Annotated in this window: 23 protein-coding genes; 9 read left to right on the plus strand and 14 right to left on the minus strand. The window is 41.1% G+C overall.

Translation table 11 applies throughout. The features are described from left to right. Genes eboC through J1G40_RS14505 form a run of 3 tightly spaced genes read right to left on the minus strand, consistent with a single transcriptional unit; the run spans position 1 to position 2,676 of the window. Positions 1-903 carry a UbiA-like protein EboC gene (eboC, locus tag J1G40_RS14495; RefSeq protein ID WP_265243371.1) on the minus strand — a complete coding sequence of 301 codons (903 nt, stop codon included), beginning with the start codon at positions 901-903 and terminating at the stop codon, positions 1-3. A 1-nt stretch (position 904) separates the two neighbouring features. Then, positions 905-1,813 carry a TatD family hydrolase gene (locus J1G40_RS14500; RefSeq protein WP_265243372.1) on the minus strand — a complete coding sequence of 303 codons (909 nt, stop codon included), beginning with the start codon at positions 1,811-1,813 and terminating at the stop codon, positions 905-907. Next, entirely contained in the window at positions 1,810-2,676 is an 867-nt protein-coding gene (locus J1G40_RS14505) for an EboA domain-containing protein (RefSeq protein WP_265243373.1), read from the minus strand. Before J1G40_RS14505 ends, J1G40_RS14500 begins: the two co-directional genes overlap by 4 nt. A gap of 211 nt (positions 2,677-2,887) precedes the next feature. Between J1G40_RS14505 and J1G40_RS14510 the strand changes: the two genes are divergently transcribed. Next, on the plus strand, positions 2,888-3,469 hold the full coding sequence (locus tag J1G40_RS14510) for a tRNA-(ms[2]io[6]A)-hydroxylase (RefSeq protein WP_265243374.1): 582 nt from the start codon (positions 2,888-2,890) through the stop codon (positions 3,467-3,469). 83 nt (positions 3,470-3,552) lie between these two features. On the opposite strand, the gene ppk1 is transcribed toward J1G40_RS14510, so the two are convergent. From ppk1 to pyrR, 8 genes are all read right to left on the minus strand, one after another. Further along, positions 3,553-5,634 carry a polyphosphate kinase 1 gene (gene ppk1, locus J1G40_RS14515; protein ID WP_265243375.1) on the minus strand — a complete coding sequence of 694 codons (2,082 nt, stop codon included), beginning with the start codon at positions 5,632-5,634 and terminating at the stop codon, positions 3,553-3,555. Beyond that, on the minus strand, positions 5,634-6,119 hold the full coding sequence (locus tag J1G40_RS14520) for a SixA phosphatase family protein (RefSeq protein ID WP_265243376.1): 486 nt from the start codon (positions 6,117-6,119) through the stop codon (positions 5,634-5,636). The genes ppk1 and J1G40_RS14520 overlap by 1 nt, the downstream gene beginning before the upstream one ends. Positions 6,120-6,234: 115 nt before the next feature. Then, the gene (gene pdxH, locus J1G40_RS14525) at positions 6,235-6,882 is read right to left on the minus strand and encodes a pyridoxamine 5'-phosphate oxidase (RefSeq protein WP_265243377.1); all 648 of its coding nucleotides are present in this window, start codon (positions 6,880-6,882) and stop codon (positions 6,235-6,237) included. Positions 6,883-6,956: 74 nt separating this feature from the next. Then, positions 6,957-7,862 (minus strand): ribonuclease Z, encoded by a 906-nt coding sequence (locus tag J1G40_RS14530; RefSeq protein ID WP_265243378.1) that lies wholly within the window; start codon positions 7,860-7,862, stop codon positions 6,957-6,959. A gap of 93 nt (positions 7,863-7,955) precedes the next feature. Then, positions 7,956-8,420: a DUF3291 domain-containing protein gene (locus tag J1G40_RS14535; RefSeq protein ID WP_265243379.1), complete on the minus strand. Its 465-nt coding sequence runs from the start codon at positions 8,418-8,420 to the stop codon at positions 7,956-7,958. Between the two features lie 110 nt (positions 8,421-8,530). Then, on the minus strand, positions 8,531-8,863 hold the full coding sequence (locus J1G40_RS14540) for a ribonuclease Z (protein ID WP_265243380.1): 333 nt from the start codon (positions 8,861-8,863) through the stop codon (positions 8,531-8,533). A gap of 11 nt (positions 8,864-8,874) precedes the next feature. Further along, positions 8,875-9,801, minus strand: coding sequence for an aspartate carbamoyltransferase catalytic subunit (locus tag J1G40_RS14545; RefSeq protein ID WP_265243381.1), 927 nt, complete (start codon positions 9,799-9,801; stop codon positions 8,875-8,877). Between the two features lie 52 nt (positions 9,802-9,853). Continuing rightward, positions 9,854-10,393, minus strand: a complete 540-nt coding sequence (gene pyrR / locus J1G40_RS14550) for a bifunctional pyr operon transcriptional regulator/uracil phosphoribosyltransferase PyrR (RefSeq protein WP_265243382.1) — start codon at positions 10,391-10,393, stop codon at positions 9,854-9,856. A gap of 210 nt (positions 10,394-10,603) precedes the next feature. On the opposite strand from pyrR, the gene J1G40_RS14555 reads away from it, so the two are divergent. The 3 genes from J1G40_RS14555 to J1G40_RS14565 all read left to right on the plus strand — a co-directional run bounded on the left by J1G40_RS14555 (position 10,604) and on the right by J1G40_RS14565 (position 14,070). Continuing rightward, positions 10,604-12,277 (plus strand): serine hydrolase domain-containing protein, encoded by a 1,674-nt coding sequence (locus J1G40_RS14555; RefSeq protein WP_265243383.1) that lies wholly within the window; start codon positions 10,604-10,606, stop codon positions 12,275-12,277. 109 nt (positions 12,278-12,386) lie between these two features. After that, positions 12,387-13,487, plus strand: a complete 1,101-nt coding sequence (locus J1G40_RS14560) for an adenylate/guanylate cyclase domain-containing protein (protein ID WP_265243384.1) — start codon at positions 12,387-12,389, stop codon at positions 13,485-13,487. A gap of 154 nt (positions 13,488-13,641) precedes the next feature. Beyond that, positions 13,642-14,070 (plus strand): GNAT family N-acetyltransferase, encoded by a 429-nt coding sequence (locus tag J1G40_RS14565; protein ID WP_265243385.1) that lies wholly within the window; start codon positions 13,642-13,644, stop codon positions 14,068-14,070. A gap of 148 nt (positions 14,071-14,218) precedes the next feature. Here J1G40_RS14565 and J1G40_RS14570 read toward each other — a convergent pair whose 3' ends face one another. Genes J1G40_RS14570 through J1G40_RS14580 form a run of 3 tightly spaced genes read right to left on the minus strand, consistent with a single transcriptional unit; the run spans position 14,219 to position 20,641 of the window. After that, the gene (locus J1G40_RS14570) at positions 14,219-15,358 is read right to left on the minus strand and encodes a hypothetical protein (RefSeq protein ID WP_265243386.1); all 1,140 of its coding nucleotides are present in this window, start codon (positions 15,356-15,358) and stop codon (positions 14,219-14,221) included. Next, complete coding sequence (locus J1G40_RS14575) at positions 15,358-17,106, minus strand: hypothetical protein (RefSeq protein WP_265243387.1); 1,749 nt, start codon at positions 17,104-17,106, stop codon at positions 15,358-15,360. Before J1G40_RS14575 ends, J1G40_RS14570 begins: the two co-directional genes overlap by 1 nt. Beyond that, on the minus strand, positions 17,099-20,641 hold the full coding sequence (locus J1G40_RS14580) for a hypothetical protein (protein WP_265243388.1): 3,543 nt from the start codon (positions 20,639-20,641) through the stop codon (positions 17,099-17,101). The genes J1G40_RS14575 and J1G40_RS14580 overlap by 8 nt, the downstream gene beginning before the upstream one ends. A gap of 518 nt (positions 20,642-21,159) precedes the next feature. On the opposite strand from J1G40_RS14580, the gene J1G40_RS14585 reads away from it, so the two are divergent. From J1G40_RS14585 to J1G40_RS14605, 5 genes are all read left to right on the plus strand, one after another. Then, the gene (locus J1G40_RS14585) at positions 21,160-21,504 is read left to right on the plus strand and encodes a putative quinol monooxygenase (protein ID WP_265243389.1); all 345 of its coding nucleotides are present in this window, start codon (positions 21,160-21,162) and stop codon (positions 21,502-21,504) included. A gap of 86 nt (positions 21,505-21,590) precedes the next feature. Further along, complete coding sequence (locus tag J1G40_RS14590) at positions 21,591-22,019, plus strand: DoxX family protein (RefSeq protein ID WP_265243390.1); 429 nt, start codon at positions 21,591-21,593, stop codon at positions 22,017-22,019. Next, the gene (locus tag J1G40_RS14595; RefSeq protein WP_265243391.1) at positions 22,009-22,839 is read left to right on the plus strand and encodes a helix-turn-helix domain-containing protein; all 831 of its coding nucleotides are present in this window, start codon (positions 22,009-22,011) and stop codon (positions 22,837-22,839) included. The genes J1G40_RS14590 and J1G40_RS14595 overlap by 11 nt, the downstream gene beginning before the upstream one ends. A gap of 59 nt (positions 22,840-22,898) precedes the next feature. Next, the gene (locus J1G40_RS14600) at positions 22,899-23,486 is read left to right on the plus strand and encodes an SRPBCC domain-containing protein (protein ID WP_265243392.1); all 588 of its coding nucleotides are present in this window, start codon (positions 22,899-22,901) and stop codon (positions 23,484-23,486) included. A gap of 3 nt (positions 23,487-23,489) precedes the next feature. Then, a complete protein-coding gene (locus J1G40_RS14605) occupies positions 23,490-24,032 on the plus strand; it encodes a DUF4287 domain-containing protein (protein WP_265243393.1) in 543 nt (180 codons plus the stop codon). Positions 24,033-24,128 lie beyond the last annotated feature (96 nt).

Below are 24,128 nucleotides of genomic sequence, written 5' to 3' on the forward strand. Positions count from 1 at the left end.
TTATGTAACGGCAAATATTCGTGATAACCAAACAGACAAGGGCAGTAATAATATTACCAATAATCCGTACCACCAGCCACTAAAAGCTACAGCCAGGGAAGCATCCATTATTATCAATGATAAAATCCCGGCAACCACTGCCTTTTTGATATTTTCCGGAGAATTTACCGTATAAGCTTTGGTTAAAGGCCTGAATATCACTACGCTAAAGAACAACAAATAGAGGATACCCGTATAATTATTCGCTGAGCTGAGCAGTACAATGGTCAAAATGGAAATTATTACACAGATATAAAGTATTGCAGCCAGTACAATATGCCGTTTATTAGACCCGTGTACTTCCCCCCTGCTGATCATTGTAATTGCAAAGATATACACCAGCGGTATAATGGCATACCAAAACCAGTTTATTTCTCCGAGCACAGACATCCCCAATACCAGATTGAGTCCTCTGCAAATACCCATATTTAAAGGACCTAAAAAACCAAATTTCTTGGAAAATGAATCATAAAGCAAAATACTAACCGCTAAAATACACGCAATTATCCCACTGGCATTGCTGCTTAAAAACCCCATAATAACCCCTGCCAATAGAAGCAATCCTCCAAAAGTAGCGGCCGATCTTATTGAGATGATCCCTGATGGAATAGGGCGTTCCGGCCTTTCTGTTTTATCCAATTCGGCGTCGAAAACATCATTTAAAGTGACTCCCCCCGCATATAAGAACACAGAAGCCAAAACCAGGAAAAGTAAATTATAGGTGTCGGTTACGGCAATAGGCAAGGACTGGATGGCTGCGGGGATAATCCCTGCAATGGAAGCTCCGGCCAGTATATCTGCTGCTGCAGTAGGTAAATTGGCAGGTCTTGTTAATCTGGCTAAGGCTAAAATAACAGGATGCATCCTAAGCTATTTTATCGTCATCTACCCTGGGCTCCTGCCCTCTTAGCACACTATTATCATTAAATAATTGGGTCTGGTTAATGCCTTGTGGTTTTAGCCAGTGTTCTTCGCGCATCTTCCCATTTTTTCCAAAGGCCTGTAAGGCGTTAGAATAGCAGGTTTTAATGACATCTTCTCTGGCTATCCCTCTTTTTATCATTAAAGAAGCTGTTTTAGGAACCGCAAGAGGGTCGCTTACACCCCAGTCTGCCGAACTATCTACAATGATGTTATTACTGCCAAACCTACGAACCACTTCTACCATTCTTTCATTTCCCATTTTGGTCTTGGGATAGATGGTAAAGGCAGCAATAAATCCTCTGTCTAATACCTCCTGTACTGTTTCTTCATTGTTGTGATCTATTATGACGTTAGCCGGGTCTAAGCCATGCTCAATACAGACTTCCATGCTTTTAATAGTTCCTGCTTTTTTATCCCTGTGCGGGGTATGTACCTGCACCGTCATATCCAATTCTTTTGCCAATTCTAATTGCGCCCGGAAATATTTGTCTTCAGCCGGGGTTTGGTCGTCGTAACCTATTTCACCAACGGCCACTACATTTTCCTTATGCAGATAAAGTGGTAACAATTCCATTACCTCTTCTGCCAAAGCCTCGTTATTGGCCTCCTTGGAGTTGAGCCCAATAGTACAGTAGTGTTTAATACCAAACTGACTGGCCCTGAAGGGTTCCCAACCCACCAGACTACTAAAGTAATCCTGGAAAGAACCTACCTGAGTCCGGGGTTGTCCCAGCCAGAACGATGGCTCTATCACCGCTACCACTCCGGCAGCAGCCATGGCTTCATAATCGTCTGTGGTACGTGAAGTCATGTGAACATGAGGATCTATATAAATTAAATTGTCGTTCATAAATTAGTGCTTTTTAAATTTTTCCAGCTTATACTATCAGCTTTAACTTTTTCCTTTAGTTCGGGATATTTATCTAATAATGCCCTGGCGGAGGGTTGCTCAGAATAAAAACAGCAAAGAGCAGCAACAGCTGCCTCCTGGGGATGACTACTTTCTAATAAACGTTGCATATCCTCTAGTAGTACCCCTTCGATAAAATTACTCACCGGTCTCCAAAAGAGCGGGTCTATATCCCTGGATGCGGCCCACCTTTCATGAGCATAATCCGATATTATCCTTGTCAGGTCTTTGTTGGCCCTTTTTTCCACATCCATAATCTCATTCAGATTTCGCTGCATAAAGGCCGCCTTTAAATACATCTGATTCCATTGCTGGTCATTAAAGTATTTGGTCGGATATGGGTTATTAAGAGCAATGGCATCGAAAACTGTGGCTATGTTAGTACGCAAGGCTTCAACCGCCACATTCTTATACTCCTCTGCATGGGGTAGCAGTATTAGAAATTTTAAGAAGGTTTCCAGCTCTCCCGTGTCTGCCAACTGAATCAGCCTGGCTACTTTTGGAAGGAAATAATCCGCATCTTCCTCCAAAACCTTTACCAGGAGGTAAATCCTGCTTATTTGCAACAAGTTTGCCTGTTGTGCAGCCATATAACTACTGAGCTGCTCTTCCTGGTTGGGAAAATTAACTTCTTTTGCTGTACTTACCTTTCCGGAAAGCAAGCTATAAGACAAATAAAGATCTTTGGCAGATTTGGCGGAAATAATCTTATTCAATTTTTCCGCAATCCATTCTATTTCCTCAGCAGATGCATTATGTTTAATAATTGCTTCTAATGTATCTCCCGTATTTTTTAATTGCATATTACAGCTTTGATTCTAGGGTATATAAAGGACAAAATTCCTTGTTTGTAAATTAAAAAAGAGCTTTGCCCCTGGTCTTAGATGGTCTGTACTGGTCAGGGCCATCAAATATATTAAGATAACAGCAAACTACATCAATTATTATCCTCAATATAGCTTCTCTTGATGGGGTAGAATAAATTCATCTTCTTAATTTTGTAAAAAACAGAAGATGTTAGGCTTAAAGTTACCAACAGACCCACGTTGGGTGAATATCGCAGAAAAGAATATTGACGAAATCCTTACAGACCATGCCTATTGTGAGCAGAAGGCCGCCAGTACGGCAATTTCATTAATTGTCTCCTTCCCCGAATACCCGGAACTTATCCAGGAGATGATTGCCTTATCCAGAGAAGAAATGGGGCATTTTAAAATGGTACATGATCTTATCCTTGCCCGGGGTAAAACCTTGGGTAGAGATAGAAAAGATGAATATGTTCTGGCTCTGCTTAAATTCTTTCCCAAGGGAGGCAGCAGAACTACCCAATTGGTTCACCGTCTTTTGTATGCCGCGTTAATTGAAGCCAGAAGTTGTGAGCGGTTCAGGTTACTCTCTGAAGAATTAAAAGACAAAAAACTGGCGGCTTTTTACCACAAGCTTATGGTAAGCGAAGCCAGCCATTATACCATGTTCTTAAAATTTGCCCGAAAGTATGGCGACCGGAAAACCGTCGACAAAAAATGGCAGGAACTGCTAGATTATGAGGCCGGGATTATGGCCGAACTGGGTAAAAAGGAAAGCATACACGGTTAATTCAATTAGCAATTAGCAATTAGCAATTAGCAATTAGCAATTAGCAATTAGCAATTAGCAATTAGCAATTAGCAAAATTAAAACTATTGCTCCAGTTTGGCCTTATAATAGTCGTACATCGCAAACTGAGATCTTATTTTTTCATTTCCATTTTTTCTATACGCATTGTCCTGCTCCTTATTAAACACCCTGGCTTTTACATTGTCTGCCCAGGAAATATTGAAAGTATCTATAAATTCCTGTTTAATATCTTCATCATAAATAGGGCATCCTACCTCTACCCTGTTGTCCAGGTTCCTGGTCATCCAGTCTGCCGAACTGATATGGATTTTAGGATCTCCCAGATTGCAGAAAATAAAAACCCTGGGGTGCTCTAAGAATTTGTCTACCACACTAATGGCTTCAATATTCTCACTCATCCCTTGCATTCCGGGGATAAGGCAGCAAATGCCCCTGATAATCAACTGTATCTTAACCCCTGCATTACTGGCCTCGTACAGCTTGTCTATCATCTTATAAGAGGTAAGGCTGTTCATTTTAATTTTTATATAGGCCTCCTGCCCTGCCTTTGCATTTTCTATTTCCTTATCTATCAGCCTGTTAAAAACATTTCTGGTGTAATGCGGAGAAACCACCAGGTGCTTGTATTTGTTAATTTTATAGGTAGTTTCAAAAAAGGCAAAAACCTTATTTAACTCCTTCAGAATTGGTGCATGGGCTGTAAACAAGGTATAATCCGTGTAAATCTTGGCCGTAGACTCATTAAAATTACCGGTACTGATAAAGCCATAACGCTTTAATCCCGTTTCCTCTTCACGTTCTATTAAACAAATTTTACTGTGCACCTTAAGACCAGGGACCCCAAAAATCAGTTTTACACCTTCGGCCTGCAGCTGCTCTGCATACTCAATATTTGCCTGCTCGTCAAAACGGGCCTGTAATTCTATCTGTACCGTTACCTGTTTACCGTTCTTAACGGCATTAATTAATGTTGAAGCCACCTGAGAGTCATTGGCTAATCTATACACCGTTATTTTAATGCTCCTGACCTTAGGATCTAGTGCCGCTTCTCGGAGAAATTTTATGACATAGGCAAAGGTCTGGTAGGGGGCATATAAAAGATAGTCTTTCTTAGCTATGGCCTCTAACAGACTTCCCTCCAGGCTAAGTCCTTTAATTAATAAAGGGGTAATTTTTTTATAGAGCAGCTCATTTCTCCCCAGACTCGGGAAGCCCATATAATCTCTCCTGTTATGGTACCGGCCTCCGGGGATTACGCTATCGGTATCCGCTATATTCATTTTTTCTTTCAGAAAGGCCAGGGTATCGGGAGCAATATTTTTATCGTAAACAAAACGCACCGGATCGCCAATTTTCCTGTGCTCCACACTAGAGGATATCTTCTCTATAAAACTTTTAGAAAGGTCATTGTCTATATCCAACTCTGCGTCCCTCGAAATCTTTACCATATGTGCAGAAACAGACTCGTACGAAAACATATTAAAAATGCTGCGGAGTGAATAGCGGATAAGGTCGTCCAGGATCATGATATAGTGCTTATCGCCTTCCTTTGGCAATTCTATAAAACGGCCAATCCTTCTCGGGATCTCAATAAGCGCATACCTCACCTCCTTTTCTTTAATCCCTTTTGCCACCTCTTCGTCTACCAATGTCATCTTCACCGCCAGGTAGGCAGCCGTGTCTTTCAACAATGGAAATTCAGCCAGATCGTTGAGGATGATGGTCATTAAGACCGGACTTACATTCTGTATAAAATATTCCTTTAAAAACTCTTCCTGAGACTCGCTTACCTGGGTCTCATCAATAATAAAAATGTTCTGCTGCTCTAGTTCATTGACGATGTTTTTTAATAGTATCTGACTCTCTGCCTGTTGCTCAATTACTATTTTGGTGATCTCGTCTAGCAAGTCCTTGGCTTTTTCGCCCCCAAGGGCACTTTTTCCTTTTTTCCCGGCCACCACAATTCTCTTGACCGTGGCGTAGCGCACCTTAAAAAATTCGTCCAGGTTGTTAGAGAATATCCCCAGGAACCTCAACCGCTCTATCAGTGGCACATTGGGGTCTGCACTTTCCTGTAACACCCGTTCATTAAAACTGAGCCAGCTTATCTCCCTGTTTATGTATTCATATTTTGGTTTAACCATTATTTGAGGTGTTTTGGAAAGATAGTATTAGCAGTTATCCCGTGATTTATGTCCGCCCAGCGCTCTACATTAAATTTTAAATGCACCAATCCTGAGGTGGGTACATTACTTATAGCCTGGTTGCCCCAATCATTAGCTACTTCGGTAAAGGCATGGTTATGACCAAAAATCATGACCGTATCCAAATTATCGTCCAGGCCACGGACAAAGCTCATGACACTACCCCCTGAGAAATCGTACAAAGCCTCTGTGATTTTACAATTAGCCAGCGGATAGTTCAATACCCTAACTACTATCATGCAGGTATGCAGGGCCCTGTTAGCAGGGCTAGAGAAAGCAGCGTCAATTTTTATATGTTTAGCTGCAAAGGCATTGGCTACCAAATGCCCGTCATTAATACCTCTTTTGAGCAGGGGGCGGTCCTTGTCACCCACAGCGTATTCCCATGAAGATTTTCCGTGTCTTATTAATATCAATTCTTTCATTGGCCTTCGTTGTTCTTTAAAAATGGTTATCCCTGGGCGCAACATTAAATTTAAGCCATTGCGCTTACATATTCAACAATTCTGAAAATTATGATTACTACCCCGTTCTACCCCATCAGGGTGCCAATCGTTCTATTTTCCAATTGTAATCTTTCTGAAGGGAATAGCGTATACGATCGTGCAGTCTGTTGGGCCTTCCCTGCCAGAATTCTATACATGAGGGCCTAACCAGGTATCCTCCCCAATTGGCTGGCCGTGGTATTTCTTTATCCTGATATTCCTTTTCCAATTTTCCGAGGGCCTCTTCCAGAAATTCCCTGGAGGGGATCACCTTGCTTTGCTCGGACACAATAGCCCCTAGTTTGCTGCCATCCGGACGCGATTCAAAATACCCGTCCGAAAGGTTTTCCGCCAGCTTCTCGGCTTTGCCTTTTATGATGATCTGCCGCTCTAGCACCGGCCAGAAAAACGAGAGGCACACCCTTGGGTCTTTGGCAATAGCCAGCCCTTTCTCGCTCTCGTAGTTAGAATAAAAAATAAAACCTTCGAAGGTGTATTTCTTGAGCAGCACGACCCTGCTTTTCGGGAAACCGTCCAGGCCAGTGGTGGCCACGGTCATGGCGTTGGGCTCCTCAATACCATCGGTGGCTTCCACTTCATAGAACCACGACTGAAAAAGTTGCATGGGATTATCGGAAAGATGGTCTTCTGTAAGATCGCTCTTCTTATATGCTCTTCTGTAGTTACTCAGGTCTTTCTCCATAGTCCCAATTTAAACTGCAATTTACGAGATTTTGGAGAAGGAAACTACCCTAAAAGCATCCATTTATTTGTACACTAAAAATTAAACACCTTGCCATCTTCAGCCAATTCTACATATGGAAATACCCTGGTTGCTTCTTCCTTAAAAAGACGGAGCGACTTGTACCTGGTAGAGTAATGTCCCAGGATAAGACATCCAACATTGGCTTTCTGGGCCAGCTGTGCAGCCTGTTTGGCAGTGGTATGTTTTGTTTTTTTGGCCAGGTGAGCTTCGGTATGCAGAAAAGTAGCTTCATGATACAACACATCTACCCCGGTAACTCGACCCGCCAATGCAGGTTGGTACATTGTATCGCTACAATAGGCATAGGTTTTTGGTTTTGGAGGCGGAAGACTTACTTGCTCGTTGGGTAAATAGGTGCCATCATCCAGGGTAACACCGGCGCCCTTTTTTATGTTTTGAAACTGGCTCTTGTCTATTTTATACTTTCTGGCCGCTTCAACATCTAACTTACGATCACCTTCTTTTTCCTTAAATAAAAAGCCATTGGTATATACCCGGTGGTCCAAAGGCAGGGTGGTCACTTTTACTTTATCGTCTTCATAGATTTTTTCACTGTTGTCCGAGCTCAGTTCGTGAAATATAAGCGGATAATTGGTCCATGAGTCCCCCAGCTTTAGTAAAAGGGTAATGGCTTCCTTAAGGCCTACTGGGCCATAAATATGCAATGCCCTTTCCCTGCCCAACAACCTGAAACTGGAAATTAAACCCGGTAAGCCAAAGAAATGATCCCCATGCAGGTGGGAAATAAATATATGGTTGATCCTGGTGAATTTTATTTTGTGTTTGCGCAATTGTACCTGGGTCCCCTCCCCGCAGTCTATTAAGAACAAATGGTTCTTTATTTCCAGCAGCTGTGCGCTGGGATTAAACCTGGTAGTTGGTGTGGCAGCATAGCAACCGAGGATAGTGAGTTTCACAACTATTAAATTATAAATTAAAATTGATTTGAGAGTGTAAGGAGCATATCTCCCTCACTATTCCCCCTTTTTTGTTCTAAATTTTCAAATTTTTCAGGGTCTGAATTTAGCAGCATCTGCTGCTACAAACTTGCTTTTAAAAGTAAATGCATAAGGAGTTTCACCATTGGCATTGAGAAAGGCCAGGCGCTCTTTAGCCTCTTCAGTAGTAGGCTCATGCTCTTGAGGAACATACCAACAGGCCATGTGCATCTCTTTCATCTTAGAGAACCACTCTTTTTTTCTTTTAAATATTTCTTTGTGGGCAGACTGGTAGGTGAAAGCAAAGAGCGCATCTATTGAACTCCAGACAGACATGTTTACAATAAGATAATTGTCTTCAAAAACCCTGAGGGCAGTGGCATTTTCTTCCTCCCCCTGTAACCTCCAGATAAAGCCGGGGCTATCATCGGCCAGAGCATTTATTCTGTCCAGGTTAGCCACAAAATCGGCCATAATAGGACTATCCATCGGAGCAAGCATTTTTGCGATATTTATCTGGGCTAAATGATAAATCAAATCCTAATTGTTTATTGATTATTGTTTATTGATTACTTTATCCAGCGGCATCATCTCGCAGCCTTTTTCAATCATCCACAGGATGATCAAAAAAGCTCTCGTGCTTACTGCTAAATACCGAGATCCCGTTCTATCTCCTCCATTTCAATGATGTCTTTGGCTTCCTGAATGCTGGGTACCACGCTGATTTCTTCGGGGAGTTCATCATAGCTCACCTTGTTGGTAACCAGTACAAACGACTTGCCCGATGCCCTGTGGGCATTAGAGATGTTGAGGAACTCCAAAATATCCCCGGCAGTAAGCCGGGTAAAGGAAAAGAGGTTTAGAATGATATGGTCATTTTTAATCTTGTCATAAGCCCCGTTCAGGTTGCTTATAAAGGTCTGTAGCGACGCATCTTCCTGAAGTACAATGGTGGTATTGCCATCTTTATCAAAAATCATTGGATTACTTTTTATTTTATTTGTGATGCTAATAAGTATATCACAGCCATTCGGATGGCCACTCCGTTCTCTACCTGATTAAGGATGATAGATTGTTTGGAATCTGCCACATCGCTGCTTATCTCTACCCCCCGGTTGATAGGCCCCGGGTGCATGATTACAATTTCTTTATCCAGGCTGTCCAGGAGCGTCTTGTTGATCCCGAACTGCTGGGCATATTCCCTTGTAGTAGGGAAATAGCTCATATCCATCCGTTCGTTCTGTACACGTAGCATATTGGCAACATCGCACCAGTTAAGCGCCTTTCTTAGGTCTGATTCCACGGTTACCCCCAGAGATTCTATATGTTTTGGCAACAGGGTTTTTGGTCCGCATACCTTTACGGTAGCCCCCTGTAGTTTTAGGGCAAATATATTAGACAGGGCTACACGCGAGTGCAATATGTCTCCTACAATAACCACTTTTTTGCCCGTTACGTCTCCCAGTTTTTCGCGGATAGAGAAAGAATCTAATAGCGCCTGGGTAGGGTGTTCATGTGCCCCATCTCCTGCATTGATGATGGCCGCCTTAACGTTTTTTGATAAGAAGATCCCTGCCCCCGGGTTGGGATGGCGCATTACCACCATATCTACTTTCATAGACAGAATATTGTTTACGGTATCTATGAGGGTTTCACCTTTTTTAACGGAGGATTGGGCGGCAGAAAAGTTAATCACATCTGCAGACAATCTTTTTTCGGCCAGTTCAAAAGAGAGCTTGGTACGGGTGCTGTTTTCAAAGAAGATGTTGGCTATAGTGATATCTCTAAGCGAGGGTACTTTTTTAATAGACCTGTTGATGACCTCTTTAAAATGGTCTGCGGTTTCAAAAATGAGCTGGATATCCTTTTCATTAAGATATTTTATTCCCAGTAAGTGATTTACACTTAGTTCACTCATCCCGTTTTCTTACTTATTGTTAATTGTTTAATATAAATTGCTAATTGATATATCATCGATCAATCAAATATATAACATCCTTCCCGTCATTTTCTTCCCAGAGCACTTTTACCTTTTCCTCGTTAATGGCGTCTACCTGCCTGCCCCGGTAATTAGGTTGTATGGGTAAATGCCTGCTAAACCTGCGGTCTATTAGCGTAAGGAGTTCTATCTCTTTTGGCCTGCCAAAAGATTGTATGGCGGTCAGGGCGGCACGGATACTTCTACCAGTATAGAGCACATCGTCTATAAGCACTACTTTTTTGCCTTCCACCAGAAAATCTAACTGGGTGCTGCTGGCTTCCAGCGGTTTATCTCCCCTGCGGAAATCATCTCTATAGAAGGTGATATCCAAAAGACCCAGGTTAATCTGCTTTACTTTATAGTCTTCCTTTAAAATTTTAGTAAGCCGTGTAGCCAGAAAACTGCCTCTTGGCTGCAGCCCTATTAGTACGGTATTGGAAAAATCTAAATGGTTTTCTAAAAGCTGGCAAGCCAGGCGGTGCAGAATTATATGTATCTCTTTTGAGGAAAGTAGTACTTTTTGACTCATGAGCTGGTGACCGGCACTTTTGTATGGCAAAAATAAGGATTTCTGCGGAATGTAGCGTAAAAGCCGTTGCAAATAGAAAAAGCTTAATAGATAGTCAAATAATCCATATAGAAATTTAACAATTGACAGTAATACTTGAACGCCTTAACTACTTCCCTCCAAACCCAACAATTTTCTTTACATTTAAAACCAAATCCAAAATATCTCCCTATGCAACCGAAGCATTTTTTTATCCTTCTATTTTTCTTCTGTATCCTGAATACAAAAGCTCAGTTGACCAGTGAACAGGCACAAAAAATTGATAGTTTATTTACTAGCTGGACAGCAGATAACCACCCGGGAGGGGCCGTAGGTATAATGCAAAAAGGGGAAATTATCTATTCTAAAGCCTTTGGCCTGGCCAGTTTAGAATACCAGGTGCCTAATAGTACCGCTACCATATTTAATACAGGTTCTGTTTCCAAACAGTTCACCGCCATGGGGATAGTGTTGCTGCATCTGCAGGGCAAATTATCTGTAGATGATGATATCCGTAAACACCTACCAGACCTGCCTAATTTTGGGCATACCATTACCATACGCCATATGCTTCACCACACCAGTGGCATGCGCAGCCTGCACGCCATGCTTGGCTTGGCTGGATGGCGGGGAGACGATTCGCGAACCAACGAAGACCTCTACCGCTTTATGCTGCAACAAAAAGAACTTAACTTTATTCCTGGAGACGAATTCCTCTACTGCAATACCGGCTATATGCTGATGGTGAACATTATAGAAAAAGTAACCAATAAAGACTTCCCACAATGGATGAAAGCCAATATCTTTGAGCCTTTAGGCATGCCCAATACCTATGTGGAAGACCAGTATAACCGTGTTGTTCTTAATAACGCCACTTCTTATTATGGGGCTGGAGACAATTTTTCACGAGCGGTAGAATACTGGGGCTATGTGGGTTCCGGAAACATGCACTCTACCACTTCGGATTTGCTTAGCTGGTTCCAAAACTTTAGTACGCCCCAGGCAGACTGGGAAGCTGCTTTTCAGATGCTGCGAACCACAGACCCACTAAACAATGGCAGTGAAAACAATTATGCCTTTGGTGTTAATTTAGGGAGCCTTAATGGTTACGAAAAAATAGGTCATGGCGGGGCCATAGGGGGTTTCAGGGCCAGTGCAGCCACCTACCCCGGGGAAGAACTGAGCATTGCAATACTTACCAATTTTTCATCCTCAAATCCCGGTCAATTAGAAAATAAAATTGCCAATATTTTATTGGAGGAGAAGTCGGTCAGCACTATCCCTGAAGCCGTCATCACAGAAGAACTACATCCCATTTCCATGGCCACGGGACAATTAAAACAGTTTGAAGGCTCTTATTGGAACGATAAGGAAAACTACGCCAGGAAAATCTATATCAAAAACGATACGCTGCGCTATTACCGATCGTCCAATAGTGAAAATGCCCTGGTACCTATTGCTGCCAATGCTTTTAAAATGACAGGGATCTCTGCCAAACTGATTGCAACATTTAAGGCCGACGAAAAAGGTGCTAAAACCATGATGGTGAGTGTAGATGATGATACGCCATCTATCTTTGAATATTTTGATCCCATTACCAACACAGAAGCATTTTTGGCCCAATATCCCGGGCGATTCTATAGCCCGGAACTGGAAAGTACTTTGGATATTAATATAAAAGAAGACAGATTATTTGCACATCATGCCCGCCATGGCGATGCGCCTATAACCCTACTAAAAAAGGACATTCTGGAAATTGAGGGAATGGCCATTGTTAAATTTCAGCGCCAGGCAGACGGTAAAATAACCGGCATCCGGGTATCTAACGGCAGGGCAAGAAATGTCTGGTTTAAAAAACAGGACTAAAGAGCCCCAGGGCAGTAAAAGATCGCCTGGTAAAACCAATGGCAAAGCATAGTTAGAGACCCTTGATCAAATTTTATCCCTGCTTAATAAGCAACATTAGAAACTATTAGTGATATCATCCAAACTTAAAAATAATGTTTCCAGAATACTGCCCTATGGTATCATTTGGCTGGCCTTTGGTTTAATTTTCCTCATTGTAGAATATGCAGCCACCAAAAATGCCGGTGATACCCCCGCAGGGGTCATACAGCTGAACTATACTATTTTCATATTTGCCATGATAGCCGTTACCCTGGTGGGCCTTTTAATTGGGGTAATAGAACTGATGTTTATTAATCGGTTTTTTACTAAAAGGAGTTTCCTTGCAAAAATTCTGGGGAAGTTTATATTTTATTCCGTTTTCCTTTTCTTAATTATCTGTATTACCTACCCGGTTGCGGCCAGTCTAGAGCTTAAAACTAGCCTCTTTGATGCAGTTATATGGGACAAGTTTTCTGAATACCTATACAGTATCACCTTCTTCAGTACCGCCTTTCAAATGACCATCTCTTTGGTTGTCACCCTTTTTTATGCGGAGATAAGTGAAAATATGGGGCCCGGAGTCTTTTTAAACTTTATTCTGGGGAAATACCATAAACCCAAAGAAGAAAACAGGATTTTTATGTTCTTAGATATGAAGTCTTCTACTGCAATTGCAGAGAAAATTGGGCATAGCGAATATTTCGAGTTCCTGAAAGCCTATTATTTTATACTATCTAAAGCATTAATTAAATATTCTGCCGAGATCTACCAATACGTTGGCGACGAAATGGTCATCTCCTGGAAACGCTCTAAGGGTATTAAAGACAATAACTGTATCCGTTGCTTTTTTGCGATGAAAAACGACTTAAAAAACAAGCAGGATTGGTTTGATAAGCAATTTGGACTGCATCCCGAATTTAAGGCAGGATTGCATTATGGTGCTGTAATGACAGGGGAAATAGGCAGTGTCAAGAAAGTCATTATTTTTACCGGTGATACCCTGAATGCCACCTCCAGGATTCAAAGCCTGTGCAACCAGTACGGTGTAGACAACCTTATTTCGGGAGATTTACATGGCATCTTAAAACTAGAAACAGACTATGAGGTGGCCTCCCTGGGAAACAAGGAGCTACGGGGAAAATTAAAGGCCATGGAATTATTCACCGTTAAACAAAAATCTGGCAGCTAGCTGCAAGGCAATAAACCTCTGGTCTCCTTATCTAGGATTTGGAGTCGGGATTTTGTAATTTGGAATCTACGGCTTTGCAGGGTATAAACGTTACGTTAACCTACCACTGACCAATTGCTAAATTTCTTCCAGGACAGAAGATTAAAAATTAGAATTGAAAATAGATATATTAATAAAAAGCGACTTAAACCCTACCCGTCAGGAGCAAATAAGTACTTTATTTGAACAATTAGGTGGTACTAAAACTCAAATTGATCTGAAAGAAGTACTTGATGACAAAAACCAAATAACCCTTGCATATTGTGAAGAAAAGGATGCAATAGTAGGAATTGCTTCAATGTGTATCTATAAGGTCATTTCAGGGAGAAAAGGTTGGATAGAAGATGTGGTGGTAGATTCCCAATCAAGAGGTAAAGGTATTGGAAGAAAACTAATTAATAAATTGCTTGAAGTGGGAAAAGAACAGCATCTTTCCGAAATCCTACTCTTTACAGAAGATCATCGGAAGGCTGCAATACATCTTTATTCAGACCTGGGGTTTAAGCTTAAAAATAGCAAGATCTATAGTTTGAAATGGCTTTAAAGACGTTGTGCAAGTTGCCAAGCATATTTTTAAAAATAACTATAAAAACGTAGGTCGATTGTATAGGGAAATAATCAGGGGCCTTTGTACAATTTTTGTCATGTACCTAATCCTACTCAGCGAATTCTAATTTAAAATGGGCAACCACCTATTTATAGGTTTTAATGCCATAGAACAAAGTAAACACCTTACACCCGCCTACATGCTGAAGAAGTTGTTCTACTACCGTATTTCCACGTGATGGATTACCTAAAGCTTCTTGCCAAAGATCTACATCGCTCATTTCGATTCCCTCATAAGTAGTCACCATTTTTCTATGTGCCTCGTTCCTGATAAGTTGCATCTCTACCATTGGATATCCCTGGGCATCAAGGCTTACCTTGCCCGAATGGTGAAAAACAAAGCCACTATCCTTTAATTTTTTAATTAGAGCAGAAATTTCCCTATCTGACGACATACTAGTTATGCCAACCCAATCTGACAGACCGTCCATCTGTGCTTCTTGGGCTAAAGCCCTGACTGCTGCAATTTCATCCTTTGATCTTGCTCCTGTAAGTCTGATGATAGTAGCTCCGGTTTCAGGGCCTTCGCCAAATAAGTAGCTGTTCATATTTCGTAACACCCGATCCATGGTCTCACCCATCATATCTTCTGTTATTTGGTCTTCTGTTAGGGTTTCACGAAGCTCACGGTAGGCGGCCTCACGCAACATATCATCTGTGGGATTGAAATCCATAGCTAAACCATGAATGTCTGTAGTAACTCCATGACCAAGAGCGATTTGAGCCTTGTTTACATTCACTTTGTATATATTCCCGGCAGCAGCTTCAAATGCCTGTTCAAGGAAGAGATGCAGTTCATCCAAGGTGTGTGCACGGCGTAGCAGTACGAATTTCAAGTCTGCTGGTGAAACTCGGGCAATTCGGAAAGACCCAGATATCCATATTCCATTAATTTTTTCGGTTGTCGTTGCCCACATATCCCAATTTTTCTTAAGTGCATCTACTCGGATGCCTAGTCTGGCCGCCATCGTCACCGGTGATTCTCCATTCATCTTCTTTATTGCTTCCTTTAACAATGACCGTCCTGCTTCTGCTTCTTTGGCTGCGGTTTTAGCTGCCTCTTCCATAGATTCCTCAAAACCTTCTTTGACTACATCATCTGCTGAAGCCTTGTTAAACAATACTATGGGAAAATGAGGTTCCTGAATTGCCAGAAGCTCAGAAACTGATTGATCTGCCTCACTCTTTCTCAACTCCAAAGGGATATTGCAACTTTTAAGTTTCATCAGCAGGTTTTTTTTATGATTCCTGATGCACCCCCATCGGCTATTTCGATCACTTCAAATCCCGCACTCTGCAACCTGCGAAGATGGTCTGCCGTCATTCCAAATAAATTTAACAGCCCTTCAGCCAAATTATCCGCAACTTTAGTCACAACTTTTAACTGAGCAAATAATGATCTAATCAGAGTTCGCGCTTCAGAAGCTCCTTTCCTGATTATTGAAAACAGCCATCCTACAACCCTAATTATCCCCTTGAATACAGCTTCAGATGCTGCATCAACCGCTTTATTAACTCCAGTGATCAGGCCTACTATAACGTCAATGAACTTCCCGAACTTTCCTAATTTGGAAGTAATGCTGGCGATATTAATGACCCCGGCTGACAACAAAAAGCCTATGGCATTTTCGATAATAAATCCACCGACCGCCCCAATGAAATAAGCAACACGCTCCCAACTGAGATAACCTGTTGAAGATGAAAGCATAGACATTAATCCTTTTCCTGTTTCCGTTATAATAGTTGATATCAATTCTGTCCAATTCGTAGTATGAACCATCTGCATTGCCTCATCCATTAACTCAATGATTTTAGGTGCCAACACATCAATATTCTGGGCTAATTTACTGGGTAAGGCAGAAAGTTTGAACATATACCCGAGTATATCAGGGATTCCCATCAAGGCGTCTATCAGAGAATTCCATAAACCACAGTAATAGGCATTAATCACATTTAACATCCTGTTACCAAGTCCCTGGAAGAAATCCATCATCATAGTCAGGTTACGGATAAGAGCATCGGCAAATTCCTGCGCAACTTCTTTGAGGCGAGCCACCATTTTTTGGAAAATGGCAATGAAGTCTCCCATGCCACCTGGAATAAAAGAAAAATCAAGCTCGGCAAGCGAGTCAAGTTTGCCTATGACAGAGCGTGCATATTCCCTGATTGCCGTTTTGAAAGCAGTTTGAACCTTATCTTGCGATGAAATAGCGATGCCTGGGACTAAAATTGGGTGAAAATCTGATCCATCCTCCCTTCTGGCCTCAGGATCCCAACTTGTATCAGCAAATTTAAGATAGTACTTAACACCTTCTGACGCCTTTAATATAGTATCTCCAATCCCGTCATTGACCCAGGCAGACCATGAATGCACAGTTTTAAAGACGTTTAGAAATGGCAAAACCACGCTATTTACAGAAAGACTACCTTCTCTAATAAGCGTCTGGATTTCTTCCTGGCTGAAACTCGCTGTTACGCCATCTGGGCCATCCGTCACATATTCTGTTGCATCCCGCATAACTTCCTGGATTGCAAGGTCATCGCTATGAGATTCAAGATAGCTGCGAAATATATCGCCTATTTTGATATAATAGCTTCTTGGAGAAAGAAGGTCTGTACTATTATCTTCCAAAAACAGGCATACTTCATTTCTATTTGGTGATGTTCGTTCAAAAACGCGGGCCAGGTAACTTTCATCTCTGGAAACGAAGATCCTAATCTGCAAGACGTAAGTCTTACCTCCAATTTCCACAACATTGCCAAAGCTGACCTTCTCAGATTCTAATTCGGTTATGAGATTATCGCCGACGTCACTTTCATAGATTACAGAACTATAGACATCCCCAGACTGACTGGCCCCATCGAAGAATTGCTGTTCTACCTCTGACGAAGGATAGCTAAACTCCGAATCAAGAAAACTACTTTCAAACTTTGGAAATGGAACCGGCGTATATAATAATTCTTCATCATCCATCGGAATCTACATTTTCAATTTCCAATCGCTTAAGCTTACTTTCAGAAACAACCAGACCGGTTTTGCCTGCATCTACGTCATCGCAGCATGGAAGTCCACCAGCGTCAAGACCTGCTGAATCATCCTGAATGATGGTCAATGTTGTAGGCAATATGGTTTCCCATTCCTCTTCTACCTGCCCCTCAATAACTTCGAGCTCTTCTGCTATTGACAGATAGAGGTCATCGTCAGTTTCGAGAACAAGATCCCCGCCCATCCAAATCTCACCAGTAGACATGTAATAGGTTAATGCTTTCTCAAAGCCGAGTCTTACGGGAACAGTCATCCTGGCCATTCCACTTTGCAGGAATGAGCTGAATATCTCGTCACTTCCCGACTGTGCCTGGAAAAGTTCCACCCAATCGCACTTCTTGGCCCAATAATATGGGTAAAATAGATAGGACATAATGCTCCAGTCAAAGGCTTGTTCGAAGAACTTTACATGTGATGAGTAGTTCTCAAGATTTTGATTTTGGATTACCTTGGGTACCCCACAATTATCAATCCCCGTAAAATCTCTACCCTGCCGAATCCCAAATGGTCGGGTTAACATCTCGATAGCCAATCTTTTCAACTCTGTCTGTTCTATCCCTCGATACATGGAAGCCGCAATCTCCATCGTCTGATCCTCATCTTCCATCGCATTCGCTGCTGCCTCCTGTTCAAGACTAGCATCATAAGCTGTTTTCTTGCTTTCATAGGCAGACATGATAGCCGCATAGGTATCTGCCTTCCATTGTTCATAAATTTCGTCTTTAAGTCGTATTTCTATTGAAAGTCCTATATTAAAACTGAATAATTTATTGCAACTCACAGAACAGGTCATGGTCCCTGTTTTGTCCCCGTGATTAAAATTCAGGCCGGGAATTTCATAAGTCTGTCCATTCAAAGAAAAGGTGTTAGGAATAGTGACTCTTGACCGCGACCCTTCCTTAGTGCCTGAGTTATATGTTTTACCACCAAATGTGATATTGATATAAGCTCCGCCATCGTTGATTGGCGGTTTGGCCTCCCAGTCATAGGTTAAAGTACCCGTAGTTTTTACTGCTTTATATCCTGTTGGTATAGTTACCGGTGGCATTTGGGCTGCCCCGTATTCTTTCTTTTTCAAATTACCTTGTGAATAATTTGCATCCAGAAAATCCTGATCATCCATGGGTGCATCAGGGGTGAATTCATAATTGGCGCCTACTTCTTTGTAATTGTCACGATCTATATCATCGGCTGATGCAATAGGTGGATTGAGGTTTTTAGGGTGAACAGGTTCTTCGAGTACCGAGGCCGATGAGGGGGTCTCTACTTCTTCCGATTCGATCTCTATAGCCTGTCTATAGAATTTTGAAGGCTCTGGTATCATGAATTCATATACCAATCTTTTACCATAGTTCACCAAGCGATTGGTCATTACTTTATCTACCCATCTAAACACACCTGTGACATGCTGATCACCAGAACGGTTATCGAAACCATGGCGGTTGTTTTCTTCATATTCCTGTAGAACACGGGCAACTCGTTTCTCAGTGATCTTCTGCAATACACGTTCTGTAGCAGCTTTTGTAACCTCAAGCGCATAATTCTTTGCCATCGTATTTGAATCTGATGAGGAATTGGAGGTAGCAAAATCTACCCCAGCGTCAAGGCTCATTTCCACACCCATATAGGATCCGGAAACACCCGTCGAAATTCCTGCTGAGTTGCTCTTATCTTCGGCCAGGATTGATGCTATTTCCGTATTAAGTTCATTGCGTTCGCTAGTACTCGTATCCGATTGGTTCTCTGTTTCAAGTACAATTTCACTCTCTATTGTTGTCTCCGTACTAGTGAGGCTTCGCGTATGGCGTTCCTTGTATTCGCGTGCCATTATATTTTCAATATGAGACACTTCTCCTGGTATATAGCAGCACACTTCCTGTTCCACCAGACGGTAATCTGCGATGCCCACCCTGTTAACCCCATATACATCAACCTTTTCAAATGGAAGCATCAGATCAGAGGTTTGAATATCGGGTCCGATAAGTTGAGCTGTACCCCAAGTAGTATCTAATCCTTTCTGACTTTCCAATTCTAATTTAAATTTATTGCCATCAGAAAGTTCCATTTCCGCGCGAAATTTATAAATGGTTCCATCCTGAATGGGGATAGAATTATCCGGAAACAATCTTAGAAAGATTGCCCGTTTGCTGCGCTTTTTCTCCTTAAATTCAGTATTACGACGCTCATTGTATCCTTCAATTTTAACTCCATATCGCATTGACCTTACAAACAGACTTTGGTTACCAGGACAAAATGTTAAATAGATAATATCCCGGTTTTCTTCGGTAGAAGGATCCTGTCTGAATCCAATAGTAAATATATAATCTCTAGCATCTTTAATCCCATAGACTTTACCTGCAAGCCTAACCCTTTTCTTAGATCCCGAACCAGTGCGATAAAGGCCCTTCTTCGCCTCGCTGAGCCGATTATTAATATCCCTAAGGGTGTTGTCAATATCCTTTCCTTCTCTAACCTTACCCTTAAGAAAAAAACCAGTGCTAACTTGCACCTTATCTGAGAAGTATTTCTCTGACATAGGGTCGGGAAATTTGAATTTTGACTGAGGTAATTTCAATTCTGGCAGCGTGTCCGGATTAATTTTTAACCGCCCTTCGAGGTTGAGGCCTGTCAAGCCATTTGCCTTATTGTATTTAGATGACTCTATATCAACATCGGCCTTATGAGCCGCTTCAGTATCAATCTGAATGATCAACTTATCACTTTCATATGTAGTAGAAAGCTGTTTTACATCTAAAGACAACTGCTCAAGGTGACGTATTTCTTCGCCGAGTAAAAAGCGATTTTGTTCTTCTCGTAGAAATTCAGGGAATCGATCATCTTTGTTCTCTTCATTGGTCTCCTCAGCGGTTTTACCAAACACATAATGTACCGCCACACTTGCATGAGCCAATCTACGTAGATACAACTCTTTTAATCTATCCTCCTTCATTTCTTGTGATCCTGGTTGCCTAGAAAAATTACCAAGTTGATCAGCCGAATTTTCATTTAATATGAAATGATCGGCGACAAGCATCTGAAGACAAGTTTGCCTAATTGGTGGTGACGATTTTTCTACTAGGTCTGCATAAAGGTTATCCCATATCTTGCTTCGCTGAGCAGAAGTAAGAACATTTACCCCCTGCATAATTGAATCTAGTTTCTCGCCGCGTAGATGACTGCGATGTTGCATCAGCCATCCAGAAAAATTAAATAGGGATGAATTAAGTTTACGGATGCCTTCAACTCGGCGAATTCTTTTAAACGATTTGGCCAGTGAAGGTAGTTTAGCTCTTGCTTCTTTCAAAGTTTGCGCTTCCTGTAATTTGGTCAGGAAATGACTCGATGCAGGGTCAAGGTTGGTCACAAAACCAATAACCTTGGCATCCGCATCAAGGGTTTTTGGTTTGCGCAATGTAGCAAACCGAAAAAGCTCAGTCTTGGATTTGATGTTTTGTTCTGTCATTATGAAATATATTAGTTACTACTACTTTGAACAGTTAAACTGTTTATATGGCCGGGGGGTTTTTAAATGTAATTTCGTTTTGCTTCCCTTTTATTCAGATTTGTGCGGCTTGTCTGAAATTTTGTATACTTAGCTTAAACAGCTACTTATTCAGTTGCTTTATCCTACATCTATTGATGTTTAATTGTTAAATATTTTGATTGAACGAAGAGTTATAGCCATTTTTAACAGTGTAAATCAGAACATGATCTTCGGAAATACTCATTTTTTAAACCTCAGAATTGCGATATGAGCAGGAAATTTCCTAAAGATTATATGGATTTACAATATTGGTTATGATTCATAACTACAATGCACTATCCCTAAATTGATTATTTTTAGATAACTCAAATATTCGCAGCTGGAGATAAACTATTTGTGAAAACAGAAGTAAATCATTATCAGAACCCTAGCAATGTCAGAAAAATAATTATAACTAGTTAATAATTTACCAGATCCAGATAACCAAACAATACAACATGAAAGACATTCAGGTAAACGCCAGATTACAAATTAATCCTGGCAAAATGGAGGAGTTTAAAGAAGTGGCAAACGCTTGTGTTGCCAAGGTGAAAGAAAAAGATAAAGGAACAATTCAGTACGATTGGTTTTATAATGAAAGTAAATCTGAATGCATTGTAAAGGAACGCTATGTAGATTCCGAAGCCGCGCTGGATCATATGGCCAATGTGAGCGAATTATTGGGGGGCCTGGTGGCGATAGCTACCATTTCACTGGAGCTTTATGGCCACCCTTCCGAAAATCTAAAAAACGCCCTCGAAGGATTTGATGTAGCCTACTATGAATTTGGAGTTGGTCTGTAGTTGTAAAATTTAATTGTATACTAAAATTCTTCCGTCAAATTTGACAGAAATTGCTCTCAGATAACAAGTTTAGAAAATATTAAAACATGAATAAAAAAATCATTAAGCTTTTTCTAAGATTGGCAATAGGTCTTGGATTTTTATCGGCAGTTGCCGACAGATTTGGATTGTGGCCCGCTGAAATTTCGGCATGGGGCAATTGGGAGAATTTTTTAAACTATACCGAAGCGATTAATCCTCTAATTCCAAAAATGTTGATCCCAACATCAGGAATCATTGCCACGGCAGCCGAAGTTGTATTCGGAATTTGTCTTATCATAGGCTTTAAAACAGAATTGTTTGCCAGGCTCAGTGGCTATCTGATGCTTATATTTGGTTTGGCCATAGCATTCTCAAGTGGAATAAAAGGCGCCTTGGATTATTCTGTCTTTGCTGCTTCTGCAGGGGCCTTTGCGCTGAGTACCCTACATGAAAAATATCTGGAACTTGATGTACTACTGAGTAATGATATTTGAAACTTACACACTAGAAGAAACTCTGGCCAACCATATCGAAACTATATTCTACTATGAAGGGTATAAACCGGAACATGCTATAGAAAGGGTTGTACCTACAGGGCATTTGTTCATCATCTTTGAGTTAGACGATATTCCCAGACATACCTATGACAATGAAAGCCTTAAACCAAACGGTAGTTACAGTAAAGTATGGGTATCGGGGGTACACAAAAATTACCTGTCTATCTCTGCCCCTCAGGATTCCAAAATGCTTGTGATACAATTTAGAGCAAGTGGAGCCTATCCTTTCTTACATACTCCCATGCATGAACTGAACAACAAAGTAGTGCCGGCCCAGGAACTTTTTGGAAATGAGATTTTAGAGTTAAGGTCGGCCATATTATCAGAACACACGGCTTCCGGAAAATTCAACCTGGTAGCCCATTGGCTCTTAAACCTGTTCGATGCAAAAAAAATTGCTCCCAAAGAGCTTATAGATGTGCATTTGCACATAAAAACAACACCTGTTGCGGAAAGCAGCCAGATAATTGCTTCTTACCCCAACTCTCAAAAACACTTAATTCAGCAGTTTAAGAACTACTTTGGTTTAACCCCAAAGCTGCTACACAGAATCTATAGGTTTAATGAAATACTAAAACAAATACAGAACAAACAACAAATAAAATGGTCGCAAATTGCCTATGAATTTGGTTATTCGGACCAATCGCATTTTATAAAAGAGTTTAAGGAGTTTTCAGGGTTTAACCCCAGTGAATTTATAGATCTGGAGTTTCATAAAGACGAAACCAACTTCTTTCCGTTAGATAGAAATGGTTAATTTTTTACTATCCCCGTAACCGCTGGGTGGCTTACTTTGTAATTTGTAAATTTAGAATTATGAAGAACAATTTATTAGAAGTGCTACTTTTTAGTTTTCCGTTATTGCTTGTTGGCCAAATGCCCTTATCATCTGAAGAAAAAAGAATTACTTCTGTTGTAGATTCATCGGACGCCAGAAATATGGTGTTAAAACAGCATTTTGTAGTCCACAAGGGGGTAGATGCTGTTTGGCAGGCCTATACGACAAAAGAAGGTTGGGAAAGTTGGGCAACGCCTTTAGCAGAAATGGATTTTAAATTAAATGGTACCATTAGATCCAACTACAATAAAGATGGCAAAATTGGAGACGATGCTAGTATTACTCTTCATATCATAAACTACGTACCCAAACGTATGCTAACGCTTCAGGCCGAAATCAGTAAAAACTTTCCGTCTTTTATGAAGGAGGATGAAAAAGACCTTTATAATATGATTCTGTTTGAGGAAATAGCCCCAAATAAGACTAAAGTAATCTCTTATGGCATAGGGTATAAACACGATGAAAAGTATATGTCTTTAATGAAATTTTTTATTCAGGGCAATGAACAATCGTACTTAAATCTTATCTCTTATTTAGAAACAGGAACAGCTTCAGTAAAATATTAAATTATGGATAAAGCACTACAAACAATGATTGATAATATGCCTGCAAAGACAGGCAAATCACTACCCGAATGGAAATCCCTGCTTAAGACAAAGTCGTTTGCAAAGCACTCAGAGGCGGTCAACTTTCTTAAGAAAGAACATAACGTAACCCATGGCTTTGCCAATACCATTGTTTCCTTGTCTAAGGAAGAAAACAATACCGACACGGACCTCATCGAAAATCAGTACCAGGGCAAGGAAGACCTGCGTCCCATTTACGAAAGTCTGGTTGCTATGGTTACCGCATTCGGGGAAGACGTTAGGGTAACCCCTAAAAAAACCGAGGTGAGTATAGACCGAAAGAGGAAATTTGCTGTAATTAAGCCCGCAACCAAAACAAGGATAGACCTGGGGTTAAAACTAAAAGGTGAACCAACCACCGCGCGCCTGGAAAACTCTGGCCCCTTTGGAACAATGTGCACCCACAGGGTAAGAATTACCGATATCAGCCAGCTAGATGATGAACTGAAAGCTTGGCTAAAAGACGCTTATCACAAAGCAGAATAATGGCTGTTATAACCACAATTAGAAAATAAACCCCATACAAATAATTAAATTTGAGTAGCGCTTTCTAAAACAATGGTAATCGCCAAGGTGGGGTAT

This window comes from Muriicola sp. Z0-33, from assembly GCF_026126425.1.
Classification (GTDB): Bacteria; Bacteroidota; Bacteroidia; order Flavobacteriales; family Flavobacteriaceae; genus JAFMPW01.

Coding starts and splice junctions, on each gene's coding strand:
- J1G40_RS14605 (WP_265243393.1), top strand. CDS start 23,490: ATGGATAAAGCACTACAAACAATGATTGATAATATGCCTGCAAAGACA.
- eboC (WP_265243371.1), bottom strand. CDS start 903: ATGCATCCTGTTATTTTAGCCTTAGCCAGATTAACAAGACCTGCCAAT.
- J1G40_RS14555 (WP_265243383.1), top strand. CDS start 10,604: ATGCAACCGAAGCATTTTTTTATCCTTCTATTTTTCTTCTGTATCCTG.
- J1G40_RS14570 (WP_265243386.1), bottom strand. CDS start 15,358: ATGAAACTTAAAAGTTGCAATATCCCTTTGGAGTTGAGAAAGAGTGAG.
- J1G40_RS14505 (WP_265243373.1), bottom strand. CDS start 2,676: ATGCAATTAAAAAATACGGGAGATACATTAGAAGCAATTATTAAACAT.
- J1G40_RS14585 (WP_265243389.1), top strand. CDS start 21,160: ATGAAAGACATTCAGGTAAACGCCAGATTACAAATTAATCCTGGCAAA.
- J1G40_RS14500 (WP_265243372.1), bottom strand. CDS start 1,813: ATGAACGACAATTTAATTTATATAGATCCTCATGTTCACATGACTTCA.
- J1G40_RS14580 (WP_265243388.1), bottom strand. CDS start 20,641: ATGACAGAACAAAACATCAAATCCAAGACTGAGCTTTTTCGGTTTGCT.
- J1G40_RS14590 (WP_265243390.1), top strand. CDS start 21,591: ATGAATAAAAAAATCATTAAGCTTTTTCTAAGATTGGCAATAGGTCTT.
- ppk1 (WP_265243375.1), bottom strand. CDS start 5,634: ATGGTTAAACCAAAATATGAATACATAAACAGGGAGATAAGCTGGCTC.
- J1G40_RS14595 (WP_265243391.1), top strand. CDS start 22,009: ATGATATTTGAAACTTACACACTAGAAGAAACTCTGGCCAACCATATC.
- pyrR (WP_265243382.1), bottom strand. CDS start 10,393: ATGAGTCAAAAAGTACTACTTTCCTCAAAAGAGATACATATAATTCTG.
- pdxH (WP_265243377.1), bottom strand. CDS start 6,882: ATGGAGAAAGACCTGAGTAACTACAGAAGAGCATATAAGAAGAGCGAT.
- J1G40_RS14540 (WP_265243380.1), bottom strand. CDS start 8,863: ATGATTTTTGATAAAGATGGCAATACCACCATTGTACTTCAGGAAGAT.
- J1G40_RS14510 (WP_265243374.1), top strand. CDS start 2,888: ATGTTAGGCTTAAAGTTACCAACAGACCCACGTTGGGTGAATATCGCA.
- J1G40_RS14575 (WP_265243387.1), bottom strand. CDS start 17,106: ATGGATGATGAAGAATTATTATATACGCCGGTTCCATTTCCAAAGTTT.
- J1G40_RS14520 (WP_265243376.1), bottom strand. CDS start 6,119: ATGAAAGAATTGATATTAATAAGACACGGAAAATCTTCATGGGAATAC.
- J1G40_RS14600 (WP_265243392.1), top strand. CDS start 22,899: ATGAAGAACAATTTATTAGAAGTGCTACTTTTTAGTTTTCCGTTATTG.
- J1G40_RS14545 (WP_265243381.1), bottom strand. CDS start 9,801: ATGAGTGAACTAAGTGTAAATCACTTACTGGGAATAAAATATCTTAAT.